16 protein-coding genes and 1 pseudogene are annotated in these 17,962 nt (G+C 71.2%); 11 read left to right on the top strand and 6 right to left on the bottom strand.

The features are described 5' to 3' along the window. The first annotated feature begins 28 nt into the window (after positions 1-28). The 5 genes and pseudogenes from AB1460_RS12990 to AB1460_RS12970 all read left to right on the top strand — a co-directional run. Positions 29-688: a TetR/AcrR family transcriptional regulator gene (locus AB1460_RS12990; protein WP_368961373.1), complete on the top strand. Its 660-nt coding sequence runs from the start codon at positions 29-31 to the stop codon at positions 686-688. Positions 689-790: 102 nt separating this feature from the next. Beyond that, positions 791-1,138 carry a GntR family transcriptional regulator gene (locus tag AB1460_RS12985; RefSeq protein WP_368961372.1) on the top strand — a complete coding sequence of 116 codons (348 nt, stop codon included), beginning with the start codon at positions 791-793 and terminating at the stop codon, positions 1,136-1,138. Positions 1,139-1,160: 22 nt separating this feature from the next. After that, a complete protein-coding gene (locus AB1460_RS12980; protein WP_368961370.1) occupies positions 1,161-1,649 on the top strand; it encodes a hypothetical protein in 489 nt (162 codons plus the stop codon). A gap of 313 nt (positions 1,650-1,962) precedes the next feature. Further along, complete coding sequence (locus tag AB1460_RS12975; protein WP_368961369.1) at positions 1,963-2,772, top strand: SAM-dependent methyltransferase; 810 nt, start codon at positions 1,963-1,965, stop codon at positions 2,770-2,772. A gap of 179 nt (positions 2,773-2,951) precedes the next feature. Beyond that, positions 2,952-3,290: pseudogene (locus AB1460_RS12970) on the top strand (DoxX family membrane protein); the annotation flags it as partial. Here the strand turns inward: AB1460_RS12970 and AB1460_RS12965 are convergent. From AB1460_RS12965 to AB1460_RS12950, 4 genes are all read right to left on the bottom strand, one after another. Beyond that, entirely contained in the window at positions 3,256-3,918 is a 663-nt protein-coding gene (locus tag AB1460_RS12965) for a SixA phosphatase family protein (protein ID WP_368961368.1), read from the bottom strand. The pseudogene AB1460_RS12970 and the gene AB1460_RS12965 sit on opposite strands and share 35 nt — an antisense overlap. Before the next feature lie 46 nt (positions 3,919-3,964). Further along, positions 3,965-5,293 carry an inorganic phosphate transporter gene (locus tag AB1460_RS12960; protein ID WP_368961367.1) on the bottom strand — a complete coding sequence of 443 codons (1,329 nt, stop codon included), beginning with the start codon at positions 5,291-5,293 and terminating at the stop codon, positions 3,965-3,967. Between the two features lie 139 nt (positions 5,294-5,432). Further along, entirely contained in the window at positions 5,433-6,587 is a 1,155-nt protein-coding gene (locus tag AB1460_RS12955; protein ID WP_368961366.1) for an alkaline phosphatase PhoX, read from the bottom strand. Between the two features lie 128 nt (positions 6,588-6,715). After that, complete coding sequence (locus AB1460_RS12950) at positions 6,716-7,624, bottom strand: NADP-dependent oxidoreductase (RefSeq protein WP_368961365.1); 909 nt, start codon at positions 7,622-7,624, stop codon at positions 6,716-6,718. Positions 7,625-7,808: 184 nt separating this feature from the next. Here AB1460_RS12950 and AB1460_RS12945 point away from each other — a divergent pair, with 184 nt between their 5' ends. From AB1460_RS12945 to AB1460_RS12935, 3 genes are all read left to right on the top strand, one after another. Then, on the top strand, positions 7,809-8,390 hold the full coding sequence (locus tag AB1460_RS12945; protein ID WP_368961363.1) for an NADPH-dependent FMN reductase: 582 nt from the start codon (positions 7,809-7,811) through the stop codon (positions 8,388-8,390). A gap of 186 nt (positions 8,391-8,576) precedes the next feature. Beyond that, complete coding sequence (locus AB1460_RS12940) at positions 8,577-9,338, top strand: response regulator transcription factor (protein WP_368961362.1); 762 nt, start codon at positions 8,577-8,579, stop codon at positions 9,336-9,338. Between the two features lie 40 nt (positions 9,339-9,378). After that, entirely contained in the window at positions 9,379-10,797 is a 1,419-nt protein-coding gene (locus tag AB1460_RS12935) for a sensor histidine kinase (protein WP_368961361.1), read from the top strand. Here the strand turns inward: AB1460_RS12935 and AB1460_RS12930 are convergent. Further along, a complete protein-coding gene (locus AB1460_RS12930) occupies positions 10,775-11,332 on the bottom strand; it encodes a hypothetical protein (RefSeq protein WP_368961359.1) in 558 nt (185 codons plus the stop codon). The genes AB1460_RS12935 and AB1460_RS12930 overlap by 23 nt on opposite strands. Positions 11,333-11,610: 278 nt before the next feature. On the opposite strand from AB1460_RS12930, the gene AB1460_RS12925 reads away from it, so the two are divergent. Then, positions 11,611-13,215, top strand: coding sequence for a sulfatase (locus AB1460_RS12925; protein WP_368961358.1), 1,605 nt, complete (start codon positions 11,611-11,613; stop codon positions 13,213-13,215). Positions 13,216-13,243: 28 nt separating this feature from the next. Here AB1460_RS12925 and AB1460_RS12920 read toward each other — a convergent pair whose 3' ends face one another. Beyond that, complete coding sequence (locus tag AB1460_RS12920; protein ID WP_368961356.1) at positions 13,244-14,104, bottom strand: TetR/AcrR family transcriptional regulator; 861 nt, start codon at positions 14,102-14,104, stop codon at positions 13,244-13,246. A gap of 374 nt (positions 14,105-14,478) precedes the next feature. On the opposite strand from AB1460_RS12920, the gene AB1460_RS12915 reads away from it, so the two are divergent. Then, the gene (locus AB1460_RS12915; protein ID WP_368961355.1) at positions 14,479-15,663 is read left to right on the top strand and encodes a cytochrome P450; all 1,185 of its coding nucleotides are present in this window, start codon (positions 14,479-14,481) and stop codon (positions 15,661-15,663) included. Positions 15,664-16,558: 895 nt separating this feature from the next. Next, positions 16,559-17,959, top strand: coding sequence for a family 2B encapsulin nanocompartment shell protein (locus AB1460_RS12910; RefSeq protein ID WP_368961354.1), 1,401 nt, complete (start codon positions 16,559-16,561; stop codon positions 17,957-17,959). The last annotated feature ends 3 nt before the right edge of the window (positions 17,960-17,962 follow it).

The following is a 17,962-nucleotide window of genomic DNA, read 5'->3' as shown; positions in this document are numbered from 1 at the left end:
TATATCCAATAGAGGTTAGGGTAAGGCAATGACGTCGAGCCGACAGCCGCGCCGCCGCTACGACGCCACCGGGCGGCAGGCGCAGGCACGGGAGAACCGGGTTCGGGTGATCGCCACGGCGACCCGGCTGTTCGTCGAGCAGGGGTATGCGTCGACCTCGATCGCCCAGGTGGCGGTGGCCGCGAGGGTGTCGGCGCCGACGGTGTTCGCCCACTTCGCGTCCAAGGCCAACCTGCTGAAGGTCGCTGTTGACGTCGCGATCGCGGGAGATGACGAGCAGGTGCCGCTGCACCAGCGGCCGGCGATGCTGCGCGTGCACCAGGCGACGACCGCCGATCAGGTGCTCGAGCGGTTCGCCGCGGCCGGGTCCGAGGTGGCCGCGCGGGTGAATCCGCTGCTCGAGGTCGTCCGTGCCGCGGCGGACGCCGACCCCGAGATCGCGGCGCTGGCCGAGGAGCTGGACCGGCAGCGGTTGGTCGGGACGGGGATCATCGCGGCCGCGTTCGCCGAGCGACTCGGTGTTCGGGACGACCTCCGGGCGGTCGAACGCATCCGGGACACCATCTGGACGATGTTCTCGCCGCAGGTCTACGGCCTCCTGGTCATCCAGCGCGGCTGGTCCTCCGAGGACTACCGCGCCTGGGTGGTGCGGGCCGCGTCCGCGGCCGCAGGCCACCCGGCGGTCTGACGGGGGAGTCGCCGGCGGGGAGTAGCGGCTGGCGGGGAGCGGCTGGCCGCGGACGGTCCTGGGTGGACCCAGATCTCAGATGGTGCTAATAATGCTAGCACCATGAGATGGAAGATCGATCATTCGTCGCGAGAGCTGCTGCAGCACCAGATCGCCAGGTGTGTCCGCCAGGGCGTGGCTTCGGGAGAGCTGCCGGTCGGGGAGCAGCTTCCGCCGGCGGCCGAGCTGGCGGCGGCCCTGTCGGTTGACCGCAACACGGTCCTCGCCGCCTACCGGCAGCTGCGGGACGAGGGCGTGCTGGAGTTCCGCCGGGGCCGCGGTGCGCGGGTCGCGTCCGCCGTCACGAAGCCGACCCCGGTCACCGAGGCAGCTCAGGCGCTGGTGGCCGTAGCCCGCCAGTACGGGCTCGGGCGCAGCGAACTGATCCGCCTCATCGAGGACCTGACGTGACCCACCGAAAGGACGGTGTCCCATGACGGCATCCGCGTTTCCAGGTCGGGGGCAGTACTCGATCTACACCGGGCGGGCCACGAACTGGCCTCTGGTCACCCTCAGCGCCGTGCTGGCGGTGCCGCTCCTGGTCATGGGCTGGTCGTCGGACGGAAGCAGGCGCGGCCTGGTCGTGCCGTTTCTCGTGGTCATCGTCGCCGTGCTCGTGAACGTGCTGACCGGGTCGAGTGTCAGGACGACGGCGGGGCCAGGCGGGGTCTCGATCCGGTTCGGGCTGCTCGGGTGGCCGCGCTGCACCTACGGTCTCGACCAGATCGAGCGTGCCGAGGTGATCGACCTCCACTCCTGGTATGTGGTCTACGGGTTCTGGTGGACCGGTCGCCGTACCTGCTGCACAGTCCGCTCCGGGCCGACCCTGCGGTTGACCCTCCGCACCGGCCGCACGGTAACCGTCACCGTGCCCGATCCCGGGGCGGCTGTCGCCGTCATCCGCGAGGCCATGCCCGCCTGACGAGACGGGGCCCGGCAGGCACTCTGCCCGCCTGTGGGCCTGCGGTCAGTTCTGGATCCTGACGAAGTCCCCGGGCCTGTGGCCGCGATCGAGGATCAACCCGGGGGCCGGATATTCCTTGTGGGCGTTCCCTTTTTCGCCCAGTTACTTTTCCTGGGGATCCGGCCTCCACGTCGCTGGAATGCGGTCGGTGTGCACCGCTGAGTGACCGCGCGATACGCGCTGAACACCGGTCGCCGGGCACCGGACAACACCCGCCGTATCCCGACCGAGGGGCGGTGGCCTTCCCACCGCGGGATGAATCCGGGGGTGCATGATGGACTGCATGGTTGCTGACGGGCCGGCGCGGAGCGCATGGTCGCGAGTGGACACGAGCGTTCCGCACTCCGCTCGGGTCTGGAACTACTGGCTCGGTGGGAAGGACAACTTTCCTGCCGACCGGGAGCTGGGCGACAAGGTCTACGAGGTCTACCCGGACATCGTGCGGGTCGCCCGCGCGCAGCGGGAGTTCCTCGTCCGGACCGTCACCTTCCTCGCCGGCGAGATGGGCATCCGTCAGTTCCTGGACATTGGCACCGGCCTGCCGACCGCCGACAACACCCATGAGGTCGCGCAGCGGATCGCCCCGGAATCCCGCATCGTCTACGTCGACAACGATCCGCTGGTGCTGGTGCACGCCCGGGCGTTGCTGACCAGCGCACGCGGTGGTGCCACCGCCTATGTCGACGCCGACGTGCGCGATCCCGACAGGATCCTCGCGGAGGCTGCCAAGCTCCTGGACTTCTCCGAGCCGGTCGCTCTCGTCATGTTCGGCATCATGGGGAACGTCGCCGACAACGCCGAGGCGAGTGGCATCATGAAGCGGCTGATCGACGCGGTGCGGCCGGGCAGTTGTCTCGCGCTCAACGACGGCACGCACGGCGAGGACGTGGACAAGGCCATCGAGATCACCCAGGCGGACGGGCACCCCTACAACCTGCGTACCCCCGAGCAGGTCGCGTCCTTCTTCGACGGCCTCGAACTCGTCGAGCCGGGTGTGGTCACGACACCGCTCTGGCGCCCGGCCGCCGGGTCGGAGCCGCAGCCGCTGCACATCTTCGGCGGGGTCGGCCGCAAGCCGTAACCGTCTTCAACCGTCTTCGCTCGTCCTCGGCGGGTCGGTAAGCCGAACGGACGTTCGTCGCGCTGTTGCCGGCGGGGCCGTGCCGCTGTCGCTGGCCGGATGCGGCTCCGCCGAGGAGGGGGCTCCGGGTCTCCAGAAGGCCCGAGTGCCGGAGCCGGCGCGTTCGAGACGTCTGCGCGGCGGGACGAGGCATGGCTGTCATCGCCGGGCTCAGTGAGACCCTCGGCGGGCTCGGTCTCATCCTCGGAGTCCTCACTCCGCTGGCCGCCGCCGCGGTGATCGGCACGATGATCAATGCGGCGGCGGTGAAGTGGGATGGTGGGTTCTTCGCGCCCGAGGGCGTCGAGTACGAGCTGTTCCTCGCCGTCGCCGGTGCCGCCGTCGCCCTCATCGGGGCCGGTGGTTACGCGGCGGACCGGTTCCTGCCCGTCCTGCGCTCGCACCGCCTCGTCCACGGCACCGGCGCCGTGGCGCTGGGAGTGGTCACAGCCCTGATCGTCCTGCTGATCCGCGGGTAGCCGCCCCAGGCCGCGATGGGTCGGTGGAGACCTGGCGGTGACGAACCGGGCCGAGGTCTCGATGGTCCGGCGTGGCGAGGTACTCGACCGTGGCGTCGAGGGCGGGCTGTCCCCGCAGCAGCCACGCGTCGCCCTTCCGGGTGCGGCCGTCGGCCCCTGGCCAGCCCCGCCATCCGCGTGCCTGCCAGGCCCGGAACAGGTCGTTGATCCTTTCGCCGTGCGTGCACAGGACGCTGCCGTCCGTCTCGTCGGACGCGAGCAGGTCCAGCAGCGCCTCGGTGGAACCGTTGACGCCGAGCATCGCGCTCCGGCGCAGCGGCAGCCCGCGCGCATCCGCCAGCGGCGCGACGGTCTGCTCGCACCGCAGGGTCGGGCTGGTCAGCACCTGCCGGACCGCGAGATCGCGGGTGATGACGGTGGCGAAGGCGGCGGCCTGACGGATCCCGCGGGCGGTGAGCGGGCGGGCAACGTCCTCACCCGTCCAGGTCTTCTTCGGTAGCGCCAGGGCATGTCGGACGATCACCACGGTGTGGGATGTCGCCGCACCGCGCCCGGTGGCGGTGGCGGTGTCGACATCGGCCTCGTGGCGCGTGGGTGTGCTGGTGCTGGTGCTGGTGCTGTCCGGCATCCTGCTCCTGTCCGGGGAGGCGGCTGACTGGTTCGGTGGGCGACCGCTACAGAGGTGGGCGCGGGTCCGCGCGAGAACCCCGGCCCGCGGTGGGCGACTTCCCCGCGCGCTCCGCCTGGTTGTCCCTGTCCGCGGACCGGTTGTCCCTGTCCGCGGACCGGTTGTCCCTGCGGGCGGACGGGCCGGGGCCGCCGTGGACGATCACCGAGCCGGCGCCGGGCCGGATCGGGACGAGCTCCTCGCCGGCGGGGCCGGCAGGACCTTCGGCGAGATCGGAGCTGATGTCACCGGCCCGGGGAGCGTTGCGCAGGGCCAGCCACAGCGCTGCGACCAGGGCCAGCAGCACGACGGTGACCAGGCCAGCGGCCAGCGGCTGGAGCGGGATCTGGGTGAGTGCGTACATGCCCGCCGCGCAGCCGGCAGCGAACGGGATGGTGACGATCCAGGCGACGATCAGCCGGGAGAACACCGTCCAGTTCACCGGTGCGGCTCCGTTGGCTGTACCCACCCCGGTGATGGCGCCGGCGACGGTGTGGGTGGTCGAGACCGGGGCGCCCGCGGCCGTCGACGCGAAGATGGCCGCCGCTGCCGAGGTCTCCGCGGCGAACCCGCTCACCGGGCGTAGCTCGGTGATGCTCATGCCCATCGTGCGGACCAGCCGCCAGCCGCCGGACATCGTCCCGGCGGCGATCGCGACGTGCGCCGCCAGCACCACCCACAGCGGAATGTCGATCTTGTCGCCACCCTCGAGATGCCCGGTCGTCACGAGGAGGGCGGCGATCACGCCCATGGTCTTCTGCGCGTCGTTGCCTCCGTGCCCGAGCGAGACCGCCGCCGAGGATGCCAGCTGCGCGATCCGGAAGCCTCGCTCGGTCCGTTCGACGTCACGGCGGGCGAGCAGCAGCCGCAGCACCGCCATCATGATCATACCCACCAGCAGGCCGGCGATCGGGGAGACGACCACGAACAGCAGGGTCTTCTGCACGCTGGACGCCTTGATCGCGTCGGTGCCCGCGGCCGCCAGGCCCGCTCCGACCAGCCCGCCGACCAGTGCGTGCGACGACGACGTGGGTATGCCCAGATGCCAGGACAGATAGTTCCAGGTGATCGCTCCGAGCAGCGCCGCGAAGATCACCGCCAGGCTGACGAACTCCTCCTTCACCGTCGCCGCCACCGTGTTCGCGACCAGCGTGCCGAACACCGCGAACGCGACCAGGTTGAAGAAGGCCGCCCAGGCGACAGCCCAGCGCGGGCGCAGTACCCGGGTCGCCACCACCGTGGAGATCGCGTTCGCGGCGTCGTGGAAGCCGTTCGTGTAGTCGAACAGCAGCGCGAGCGCGACGAGCCCGACCAGCGAGACGGTCGTGAGGTCCATGACGCACGGCTACCCGGTTGCAGGTCATCTACCTCTCCCGAGCGTCGGAACAACAGGACCTGTGCCGGCTGCCCGGCGGGCACGGTTCGTCCGCATGACGCGACGGCGCCTGTGTCCCCGCGATCAGCGGGCCCCGTGGTCAGCGCCGGAAGGGGCCGGTGACCTCGAAGGTGACGCCTGCCAGCAGGGAGTTCGAGGTACCGCGCTGGGAGGAGAAGTACAGCCGGTCGCCGGCTGGGGTGAACGCCGGGCCGGTGATCTCCGAGCCGCTGTGCCCGTCGACCCGGAGGAAGGGGGCGACGACTCCGCCCGGCGTGATGATGTCGATCTCCATGTTGCCGCCGTCCTCGGCGACGAACAGATCACCGGTCACCGATCCGGTGATGTTGTCGACGCCGCTCAGTGGTGCGTTCGCGCCGGCCTGCGCGGCGTCGTAGACGAGCGACAGGGACTGTGCCGCCGCGTCGTAGGCCCAGACCCGGTTGTCGCCCTTCGTGGTGAAGTAGCAGACACCGTTTGCGTAGTAGCAGCCTTCCCCGCCGTTGAAGTGCGCCGCAGCGGAGACCTGGTTGCGGGTCGCCCAGAACAGGCCGTCGGTGTAGGGGATCCGGGCCCAGCCGACGGGGCCGGTCGCGCCGGTCGTCCCGGTGAGTACCTCCAGGGTTCCTGACGACAGGTCACCCCAGGTCCTCGGGCGGAACCGGTAGAAGCACCCGTCGGTCTCGTCCTCGGTCAGGTAGACGACCCCGCGGACGGGGTCGCAGGCCGCGGCCTCGTGCTTGAAGCGGCCCATCGCCGCGCGGCCGACCGCGGACGTCCCGCCCTGCGGATAGGTCTCGAAGACGCGCCCGAGCGGGATCTCCTCGCAGGACAGCCAGGTCCCCCAGGGCGTCGGGCCGCCCGCGCAGTTCGAGCTGGAGCCGGAAAGGATCGACCCCGCCGAGGCGATCGAGCCGTCCGCGTTGAACCGCAGCGCCGAGACCCCGCCGACCAGCGGGATCTCCGAGTTGGAGACATAGGTCCAGCCGGAGCCGTTCGGGAAGCACGCACCGCCGTCCGGAGCGGCGTGCCACCGGTACGCGGTGCCGGCCACGGTCTGTCCGGAGCGGGCGACGACACGGCTGGTGAATCCGCTGGGCAGGGCCACCCCGTTCGCGTCCGCGGCGCCGAGCGCGCCGTACGGGCTCGGGCCGGGCTGGGCCGGAGCCGCGAGCGCCGTCTCCCGGATCGCCCCCGAGAACACCGCGGTGCCTGCTCCGGCGGCCGCGAGACGCAGGAGTGTGCGACGGTCCATAGCCCGCTCTCCGTTCAGCCGAGACGTCCCGAAAGGGTGCCCTTGCTCTCCGCTGCCGGAATCTACTGGCGGTCACGGGGTGGGCACGACCACGTACAGATGAACGTTCGCGGTCGGCCAGGAGAGGGTCAGCAGGTCAGCACGACCTTGCCCCGCCCGTGGCCGGTGCCGACATCGCGGTGGGCCGCGGCGGCCTGCTCGAGGGGGTAGGACTGTCGGAGATCGATCCTGAGCTTCCCCTGCCGGTACAGGGTGACCAGGTCGGAGAGCCGGGCGGCGGAACGTTGGCTGCCAAGCCAGCGGACGCCGAGCTCCCGGTAGAGGTCGAAGGCCACGATCGTGCCGATGCGGTGCCGGTCCGCGACGAGCTCGACGGCGGCCCGCAGGCCGTCGGCCCCGGCGGCGTCCAGGCTCGCCGTGACCCCGTGCGGCGCCACGGCACGGACGCGGTCGACCAGGCCGTCCCCGTAGGCGACGGGGATCACGCCGAGGGACCGCAGGTAGTCGTGGTTGGCGGGGCTGGCGGTGCCGATCACGGTGGCGCCGTCGAGCCGCGCGAGCTGGACGGCCACGGTGCCCACGGCGCCGGCGGCGGCGTGGACGAGGAAGGTGTCGTCCGGGCCGACCTTGAGTTCCTCGACCGCCGTGTGGGCGGTCTGCCCGGCGCCGGAAAGACCGCCGGCGATCCGCGCGGGCAGCGACGGGGGCCGGGCGACGACCTGGTCGGCCGGGACCACCAGGTACTCCGCGTAGCAGCCCAGCGTGCGGTAGCCGAGGACCTCGTCGCCGGGGGAGAGGCCGGTGACGCCGGGGCCGGGAAGGTCCACCGTCCCGGCGAACTCGTTGCCGAGGATCTGGGGATAGCTCACCTCGATGCCGGGAGGCCCCCAGCCCTGGCGGACGGCGAGGTCGGCCGGCTGCACGCCGGCGGCGCGCACCCGCACCCGGATCTCGCCGGGACCGGGTTCGGGCCTGGGCAGCTCGATCAGCTGGAGGACGTCGGGTGAGCCGGGGGCGAAGAACGCGGCTGCCTTCATGGGTCACGATCTCCTGTTCGTTGCGACCGGCCGAGTGTGCAACCTCAACCTCTGTTGAGGTCAACGGCGCCGCGTCAGGACTTCGCCGGCGACATCCTTGACCTCAACCCGGCTTTAGCTTCTAGCGTCCGGAACGGCGTTCGAGAAGAGCGGGTTCACCGGCCTGCGAAACAAGGAGACATCCATGCTGGACCAGCCCGTCAACGTGGCGGTAATTGTCGGAAGCACCAGGGTGGGGCGCTTCGCCCCGGTCGTCGCCCAGTGGTTCACCAAGCAGGTCGCCGCCCACGATGCGGTCGTCACGAGCATCATCGACCTCGACGACGTCAGGCTGCCGGAGCGCCTGGGCACCGCCGGCGGCCCGGAGGTCGACGAACTGGCGGACGTCACCCGGCAGCTCGCCGCGGCCGACGCCTTCGTCGTGATCACACCGGAGTACAACCACAGCTACCCGGCTGTGCTGAAGACCTTCATCGACTGGCATTTCAACGAATGGCAGGCGAAGCCGGTGGGGTTCGTCTCCTACGGCGGTCAGTCGGGCGGGCTGCGCGCGGTGGAGCACCTGCGCCAGGTGTTCGCCGAGCTGCACGCCGTCACCGTCCGCGACACGGTCAGCTTCCACGGCGCCTGGAGCCGGTTCCACCCCGACGGCACGCCGAAGGATCCCGACGGCTGCAACGGCGCCGCCCAGAAGATGATCGCGCAGTTGGCATGGTGGGCGGTCGCGCTCGCCGAGGCCAGGAACAAGCGCCCCTACGCGGCGTGAGTGAGGTGCGCGGCCCGGTGAGGTGAGTGGCGGCCCGTCGGGCGTTCCCACGGCGGCCTCGAACGAGACTCACATCTTTCTCGGATGATATGGATGCCGGACCGACGCTCACCTGCCAGCGATGGGGCGCGGCGGTCGGGATGATCCGCGCGGGGTCAGGCCACCGGATCGGAGGGCGCCGGGAACATGGGCGAAGTCGCCGGGAACGTGTATGGGGACGCGCGTGCGCCGCGGCTGCTCGTGGTCGACGACGAGCCGAACATCCTGGACATGCTGGGGATGGCACTGCGCTTCCATGGCTTCGGCGTGACCCTGGCCCGCTGCGGCCGCGAGGCCACGGCGGCCGTGGCGGCGGACTGCCCGGACCTGCTGGTCCTCGACGTCATGCTCCCGGACTGTGACGGCCTCGACCTGTGCCGCCGCTGGCGCGACCAGGGCATTGACGTCCCCGTGGTGTTCCTCACCGCGCGGGACCGCCACAGTGACAAGGTCGCCGGGCTGACCTACGGCGGGGACGACTACATCACGAAGCCGTTCTCGATCGACGAGCTCGTCGCGCGGGTCCGGGCGGTGCTGCGCCGCAGCCGGCGCCCGGAGCTGGCCGGGCCCGTGACCGCGACCGCGCTGACCTTCGCCGATGTCGTGCTGGACGAGGCGGAACACCGAGTCACCCGTGCCGGCCACCCGGTCGAGCTGGCGCCGACCGAGTTCAGGCTGCTGCGCTACCTGCTGGTGAACCCGAACCGGGTGCTCTCCCGGGAGCAGATCCTCGACGCCGTGTGGAGCCAGGACTACCGCGGCGGGGCGACCGTCGTCGACCAGTACGTGAGCTACCTGCGCCGCAAGCTCGGGGCCTTCGGCCCGCCGCTGATCCACACCCACCGCGGCTTCGGCTACGCCCTGCGAACGGCCGGCCCTGCCGGCCCCGCCGGCCCGGGCCCGGGGTGAGGGCACGGGCGCAGCTGGACGCCGCCGCCGGAGGGTCGCCGTGACGTTGCGGGTCCGCCTGATCGCCGGCCTGCTGGCGTTGCTGGCGGCCTGTCTGGCGATCGTGGGAACGGCAAGCGTGCTGGCCCTGCGCTCGCACCTGGTCAGCCAGACGGACACCCGGCTGCACAGCGCGCAGAGCCTGCTCGGCGCCCGGGGCCTGACCGCGCTCACCCGGCTCGCGCCTCTGCTCGGCGCCGCCGGCCTGGAGCGGGCGGTGGCCCCGACGGACTTCGTGATCGAGCTGCGCCAAACCGACGGTTCGGTGCTCGCGCTGGCCGGCGGGGACGGCCTGTTGCCCCAGGTCGACGACGTCGACGCCCGGATCGCGTCCGGCGGGCCGTTCACTCTGGAGACCTCCCGGGGGCCGTACCGGGTCGTCGTCGGCGCGCTGCCGGGCGGCATCGTCGACCTCGTCGCACTTCCGCTGGGACCAGTGCGGGACACCACGAGCCAGCTGATCCTCATCGAGGTCGTGGCCGGGTCGGCTGTGCTGGCGCTCGGCGGCGGCTGCGCCTGGTTCCTGCTCGGCCGCGGCCTGCGCCCGCTGCGGGACGTCACCCGCACGGCGGTCGCCATCGCGGATGGCGACCTCGCCCGGCGGGTGCCGCACGGCCCGGGCCGGACCGAGACCGACCGGCTCGCCACCGCGCTCAACGTCATGCTGGCGCAGATCCAGCGTGCCTTCGAGGAGCGGGCACGCTCGCAGGACCGGCTGCGGCGGTTCGTCGCCGATGCGTCCCACGAGCTGCGGACCCCGCTCACGTCGGTCCGCGGGTACGTCGACCTGCTGCGGCAGGGGGTCGTCCCGCCGGCCGGCAGGGACGACGCGCTGCGGCGGGTCCAGGACGAGACCCGGCGCATGGGCACGCTCGTCGACGACCTGCTCTACCTTGCGCACCTGGATGAGGAGCGGCAGCCCGAACACCGCACCGTCGACCTGGCCGCGCTCGTGCGGGACGCCGCGGCCGACGCGGCGGCGGTCGAGCCGGACCGCCCGCTGGCGGTGCACACCCCGCCGGAGTGCCAGGTCCGCGGCGACCCGGACGGGCTTCGGCAGGTCGTCGGCAACCTGCTGACCAACATCCGCGTGCACACCCCGCCGGGAACGCCGGGCGAGGTCAGCCTGGACGTCTCCGCCGGACGGGTACGGCTCCAGGTGCGTGACGAGGGGCCAGGACTGGAGCCCGCGGACCTGGAACGAATCTTCGACCGCTTCTACCGCTCGTCCGCCGGCCGGGACCGCGGCCGGGGCGGCAGCGGCCTCGGGATGTCCATCGTCGCAGCGGTGGCTGCCGCCCACGGCGGCACCGCCGAGGCGACCGGCTCCCCCGGCCAGGGCCTGACTGTGCGGATCACCCTCCCCGCGGATCCGACTGGCGCCGACGGTGCCCCGATCAGCTGGAGCAGGACCAGATGATCGACCCGGTGAGGGAGCGTCCGGCAGCGGTGGCCGCGCTGAAGTCGACGGACCCGCCGGTCTGGGTGATCTGCACCGTCGCGGGTACCGCGTCGACGGCGTACCGTTGGGAATCGGCTGCCAGCACGGACACGGTGACCAGCGCCGGGTAGCTGCCCGGCCCCTGGTAGGTAGCGACGCGAACGCTCTGCGTGACAGTTGCCCCGCTGATGGCACCGGTGGCGGACTCGATGTAGCGGCGTCCGCCATCCTGGCAGCTGACCGCAGTGTTCACGTGTCCCGCGATGGTGACCGGACTGGTGATGCTGATGGTCAGGGAACCCACGCCACCGGTTCCCGCGCCACCGGAAGCCGCCTCGGGCGTCGCGGTGGACCCGGCTGACGCCGGCGAGGCGACGGCGGGTGAAGTTGCGCCGGCTGATGGCAGCGGGTCGGCGGTGGCGCCGCCCACCTGCGCGCGGCAGCCCGCCGAGGCGAGGAGCAGGCCGCCGGCGAACACCGCCACACCGGCACGGACTCGTCGCTGCTGATGCATGGCACTCTCCTGAACTGGGTGAGCCCGTTGACCGGTGCGGCGGCCTGCTCGGTGCCTGCCCGGTGCCGGGGGTGCCGGCCTGGTCAGCGCACCAGCCACGCCTCTGAAACTCGTCCGAGGAGTGTGTACGTCACGTGTGCTCCTCACACGTTTCACACATCCGGGCCGCATTCCCCGTACATGACCACAGGGTGGGGTGGTCGTATGTGGAAACAGACACCGAGCAGTGATCCACAGGCAGCACTCTCCCTGTTCCGCACCCGGACGGGAGACCGGTGATGGCGCGGCACCGCCGTCTCGGCCGGCGGGCCCGTATCGGCGCCGCGGGCCTGGCGAGCTGCGTCGCGCTGACGGCGCTGGCCGCGCTGAGCGCCGCCGCCGCGTCCGGCGGGGCAGCGGAGGCCGGGGCCACCAGGCTGGCGGCGGCAGACACGGCGGTCGCTGGGGCGGCTGACGGCGAACGGCCCAACTTCGTGCTGATCCTCGCCGACGACCTCGACCAGACGACCTCGCCGTACTGGGAGGCGATGCCGCGGACCGCCGCCCTGATCAGGGACTCCGGGCTGACCTTCACGGACGGGTTCGCGCCGACCCCGATCTGCTGCCCGGCCCGCGGCACCATCCTGACCGGGAAGTACGGCCACAACACCGGAGTGCTCACGAACGCCGGCGACGTCGGTGGCTGGGCGACGTTCGCCCGCAACGGCAACGAGGACCACACGTTCGCCCGGTATCTCGAGGACGCCGGCTACCGGACCGGCCTGGCCGGAAAGTACATGAACGGCATCGAGGACGACCCGACGCACATTCCGCCGGGCTGGTCGGAGTGGTACGGCAGTGTTGACAACAACTTCTACACCGGCTATGATTACGCGCTGAACGAGAACGGCACACTTGTGCGGTACGGGGACGAGAGCGACCCGACAGCCTATTCCACCGACGTGGTGGCCGCGAAGTCCACCGACTTCATTCGCCGGGCGGCCGCCGACGACACCCCGTTCTTCTGGTACGCGGCCTCGACCGCGCCGCACCTGCCGCTGCCCCCCGCGCCGCGGCACGCGGACAACCCCTTCGCTGACGCCAGCGCCCCGCGCACCCCGAACTACGACGAGGCCGACGTCTCCGACAAGCCGTGGTGGCTGCAGGAAAGCGCGCAGTCCCGATCGGCCCGGGTGGCGGCGGTCAACGACCGGGACTACCAGGACAGGATGGGCTCGCTGTACGCGCTCGACGAGATGGTCGAGGGGATCGTGCGGACGCTGCGCGACACCGGCGAACTCGACAACACCTATCTGGTGTTCACCTCGGACAACGGCTACAACCTCGGCTCCCACCGGCTGACCCAGAAGATGGCCCCGTACGAGGAGTCCATGCGGATCCCGCTGGTGGTCGCGGGGCCGGGAGTGAGCCCCGGCACGGACGAGCACATGGTCGCGCTCATCGACCTCGCCCCCACCTTCCTCGAGCTGGCGGGTGTTCCCGTTCCCGCCGACATCGACGGCCAGTCGCTGGCTCCGCTCCTGCGCGGTGAGGCGCCGCAGTCCTGGCGCACCGATCTCCTCGGCCAGTACGCCGGCCCGGGTGTCGACGGCCAGGACGGGGTTGTCCAGGAGCAGGTGGAGAACGTCACCGGCGTGTTCCTGGATCTGCCCCCGTGGAGCGGTCTTCGGACCGAGGATCACCTCTATGTCCGTTGGTACGACGCCGACCGGGCTCCCCGCGTCCACGAGCGGGAGCTCTACGACCTGACCGCCGACCCCTACCAGCTCGTCAACCTGTTGGCGACGCCGCAGGGCCGGCACGAGAACGCCGCCCTCGTCGCCCAGCTCGACGCGCGCCTCGACAGGCTGGCCACCTGCTCCGGGGCATCCTGCCGGAGCTGATCGCAGGAATCAGTCGGGATCCCAGGAATCAGTCGGGGCTGACCTGGTCGGGCACGGGGGGAACGGCCGGGGGCTGGTCGGGGCCTGGCAGGCCGGGCACCGGGGGGGTGGTGCCCGGCGGCCGGCCGCGGACCGCCTCGACCAGCAGCCCGATAGCCCAGGTGACGGTGCTGGTCGCCTGGGCGGCGTCCAGCTTCCAGCCGGTGATCAGGCGCTCGAAGGTCGGCAGGTTCCAGAGCACGTCGATGGCGGCGGCGGCTTCCAGGCGCTGCTCCTGGGACCAGGAGGACGGCGCCGCCTCGGCCACGGCCCGCAGCAGCGCGGCGCGGCGGCGCTCGTCCTCGGCCACGAACGGGGGCTGCGGGTAGGCGGCCACGCCGCGCCAGACCTCGAACGTCGACAGTGACGCCAGGACACGGTCGGCCAGGGCCGGGAGGTCGTCCAGCCGCAACTGGTCGTAGGAGAGGCCCACCTCCTCCTCCAGCCGCCCCATCACCGCGTCGTGCAGCTGCCGCTCCGTCGCGAAGTGCCGGTAGACGGTCCGTTCGCTGACGCCGGCCCGGTCCGCGACGGCGCGGAAGGTCAGGCTGCTCCAGTCCCAGGTCGGAAAGCCGTGGACCAGCGCCGACCCGGCCGCGACGATGCGTTCGCGGGTCTCGGCGGCACGCCTGCGCCGCAGCGGGCTGTCGTACCGGCGCCGGTCCGGGGAAGCGCCGTCCTCTTCGCTCTCGCCCTCGGCGCGGTCGTCATCGTCACCGCCGAGGGCGCCGGCACTGTCGTCGCCGGTCGCGTGGGTGGAGGTGGAGGTGCCGGTGCCGGCGGTGTGCGTGATGCCGGCGGTGTGCGTGATGCCGGCGGTGTCATCGTCAGGGTGTGCCGACGCGGCCATGTGGAGGCAGTCTACTGACGGGATCTCCGTAGGGGTGTCTACGGACGTCGGGCCCCCGGCGCGCTCCGGGGTCGCGGGCCGCGCCTGCTTTCGTGTCAGGCGAGCGCCGCCCATGCGCACCCGCCGTGCGCCCGTGGCTGCCTGCCTGCGCGGGGAGCCGGCGCCGCGGGCCCAGGGAGTCCGACCGTGCGGCCGGGATGCGGATAGGTTGACGCGAGCAATTTCGCGTCAGTACTGTGACGCACAAGTTTCTGGTCTCGCTGCTGCGGATGTTCGCGTGCCGGGCGAGGGCAGCAAAGGCGCAGGTTTGCCCGCCGGTATCCCGACTCCGGGGAACGGTCCGACGCGGGCTCCGGGACAGAAAGGTCCGACCGGTGGCTGATGTGTACTGGGACCCGTTCGACAAGGTCATCGACGTCGACCCGTATCCGGTCTGGCGCCGGCTGCGCGACGAGCACCCGCTGTACCGCAACGACAGGTACGACTTCTTCGCGGTCTCGCGGCACGCCGACGTCGACGCCGTCCACCTGGACCCGAAGACGTACAGCTCGGCCTACGGCACCATCCTGGAGATCATGGGTGAGGAGCCGATTCCGCCCGGCTTCCTGATCTTCTCCGACCCCCCGGTGCACAACACGCTGCGGACGCTGGTCTCCCGCGCATTCACGCCCCGGCGCATCGCCGCGCTGGAGGGGCAGGTCCGCTCGGTGTGCGCCGAACTGCTCGACCCGCAGGTGGGCGGAGGCGGATTCGACTACATCCAGGACTTCGCCGCGGTGCTCCCGTCCATGGTGATCTCCGCGTTCATCGGTGTCGATCCCTCCGACCGGGAGGAGGTCCGCCGGATGATCGACACGACCTTCCACATCGAGGAGGGCGCCGGGATGATCAACGAGGTCTCCATGGCGGCCACCAGGCGGCTGCGGGAGTTCTTCGCCGCGCAGATCGAGGACCGCCGCGCCTCCCCTCGTGACGACATGATCACCGCGCTCGTCCAGGCCGAGGTGAAGGACGGTGACGGTACCCGCAGCCTCACCACCTCCGAGGCGGCGACCATCACCAACGAGATGGTCAGCGCCGGCACCGAGACCGTCGCCCGGCTGCTCGGCTGGGCCTGCGTCCTGCTCGCCGCCCATCCCGACCAGCGGGCCGATCTGGCCGCCGACTCGGCGCTGATCCCGAACGCCGTCGAGGAGACGCTGCGGTACGAGGCGCCCTCCCCGGTGCAGGCGCGCAAGGTCATGCGGGATGTCGAGCTGTACGGGACGACCGTGCCCGCCGGCTCCCGGATCCTGATGCTGACCGCCTCGGCCGGGCGGGACGAGCGCAAGTACGCCGACCCCGACCGCTACGACGTCCGCCGGAACTTCGACAGTCACGTCTCGTTCGGCCACGGCGTCCACTTCTGCCTCGGTGCCGCACTGGCCCGGCTGGAGGGGCGGATCGCGATCGAGGAGACCCTGCGCCGCTTCCCGAACTGGGCCGTCGACCACGACAACGCGGTGCGGCTGCACACCAGCACCGTGCGCGGTTACGAGAAGCTGCCGATCGCGGTCTGAGCGCGCCGTCCGCCGGCTGTCGGGCCGGTCGACCTGACCGTTGGTGTGGTCGGGTCGACCGGCCGTCTGCGTTCGAGGCCCCGTACCGGGCCGCGTCCGGGCCACTGCTGCGCCCGCCTGCCCGGGCCAGAGAGCGGGTCCGCGGTCTTGTCCTCCGGTATCCGGGTGGTGGCGTTCGAGGACCGTGACGGGTGCTCTCGGTAGCTCTTCGGCTAGCTACATCGAGCTATCGGCGCTCCCGGGACATCCTCAGTTCGGGCTGGCCCCGAGGCGCGGTGACTACGGACTGTGCGTGGCTGCCGGTCGGCTTCCCCGCGTCGTCCGGCGGAGGAACCGAAGCGGTGGTGTCAGCGCACTGGAATGTCGCGCCGAAATATTCGACAGGAACGGCAAACACCTCCAGCAATGCCACGGCGGCGGCACCCGCAGGAGAGAAGATTGCCGGGAGACGGCGCCGTGCCCAGGGCGTCGGTGATCTGTCGGCAGCCGGCTGGCGGCCGTATCGCCGGAGGCCGGCGTCCGGATGCGTGACGAGGTTCCTCACCCGGTGTGCCCGGAACAGGAAAAGGGCTGGACCAGGGCGGACCATCATCTCGAACCAGCCCTTGATTGGTTATCGGAAGTTCTTGCCGCGCCCGGGGGAGGTGCGGGAAGCTCACACCGCGCCGGACGGCGCTTGTTCAACGCGGCCGAGCTGACGCCCCGTACCGTGCGCGTTCTGCCGGCGATGCATGTCCGGCGATGTATGTCATGAAACACATCGGGGGATTTTGTCGTCGGCATGTCCGCCGCCCTGTCATGGCCGTTCCGTGGGCCTGTAATGCCGTGGGAACGGGTAACCATAACAGTTTTTTCGTCGTGTACAGACGTGAGAGACAGATGGGTGATGCACGCCATGACCGAGCCTGTGAACGTCACCACCGGAACCGATCTCGCTGATCAGCTGAGCCTGAGCACCGCGGCCGCGCGGAATCTCGCCACGACCACCAAATCCGTGCCGCAGATGCAGGAGATCACCTCCCGCTGGCTGCTGCGGGTACTGCCGTGGGTCCACACGGCCGGTGGTGTCTACCGCGTCAACCGGCGTCTCTCCTACATCGCCGGCGACGGTCTGGTCTCCTTCACGAACACCGGATCCGACATTCGCGTCGTCCCGGGGGAGCTCACCGAGCTGCCGCTGCTGCGGGGCTTCGACGGCGGTGAGCTCACGACGCTCGCCGACAGCTTCGTCCAGCGGGAGTACTCCGCCGGGGACGTCGTCGTCGAGGCCGGCAACGCCGCGGATGAGGTCATCCTCGTCGCCTACGGCAAGGTGGGCCGGTTCGGCCCCGGTGCCTACGACGAGGAGCGGTCGCTGGGCATCCTCAGCGCCGGCGAGTACTTCGGCGAGCAGGCGCTGACCGAGCCGGATGCGACCTGGGACCACACGGTCCGTGCCCTCACGGGGACGACCGTGCTCGTGCTTCCCCGCCAGCGGTTCCAGGAGATCCTCGACGCGTCCGAAACGCTGCGGGCCTGGGTGGACGACTACCGAAGCCGCCCCGTACCCGCACAGAACCGGCACGGCGAGGCGGAGATCTCGATCTCGTCCGGCCATGTCGGCGAGGAGGTCCTGCCGGGGACGTTCGTCGACTACGAGCTGGCTCCCCGGGAGTACGAGCTCAGCGTCGCGCAGACCGTGCTGAGGGTCCACAGCCGGGTCGCCGACCTGTACAACGAGCCGATCAACCAGCTGGAGCAGCAGCTGCGGCTCACCGTCGAGGCGCTGCGCGAGCGCCAGGAGCACGAGCTGGTGAACAACCGTGACTTCGGCCTGCTGCACAACGCCGACCTGCGCCAGCGCGTCCATACCCGGACCGGCCCGCCCACCCCGGACGACCTCGACGAGCTGCTGAGCCGCCGCCGCAGCACCCACGTTCTGCTCGCGCACCCGCGGGCCATCGCCGCGTTCGGGCGGGAGTGCACCGCGCGCGGCATCTACCCGGCCACCGCACTGTTCCACGACCAGCACGTACCGGCCTGGCGCGGCGTCCCGCTGCTGCCGGTGAACAAGATTCCGGTCAGCGCGGCGGGGAGCACGTCGATTCTCGCGCTGCGCACCGGCGAGGAGAACCAGGGCGTGATCGGGCTGAACCACGTCGGCCTGCCCGACGAGCTGGAGCCGGGACTTTCCGTGCGGTTCATGGGTATCAACGAGAAGGCGATCATCTCCTATCTCGTGACGACCTACTACTCCGCCGCCGTTCTCGTCCCGGACGCGCTCGGGGTGCTGGAGAACGTGGAGATCGGTCGCTAGGGC

Source organism: Parafrankia sp. FMc2, assembly GCF_041008525.1.
Taxonomy (GTDB): Bacteria; Actinomycetota; Actinomycetes; order Frankiales; family Frankiaceae; genus Parafrankia.
The sequence above is the reverse complement of the archived record's forward strand: the minus strand, read 5'-3'. Positions and strand labels throughout refer to the sequence as shown.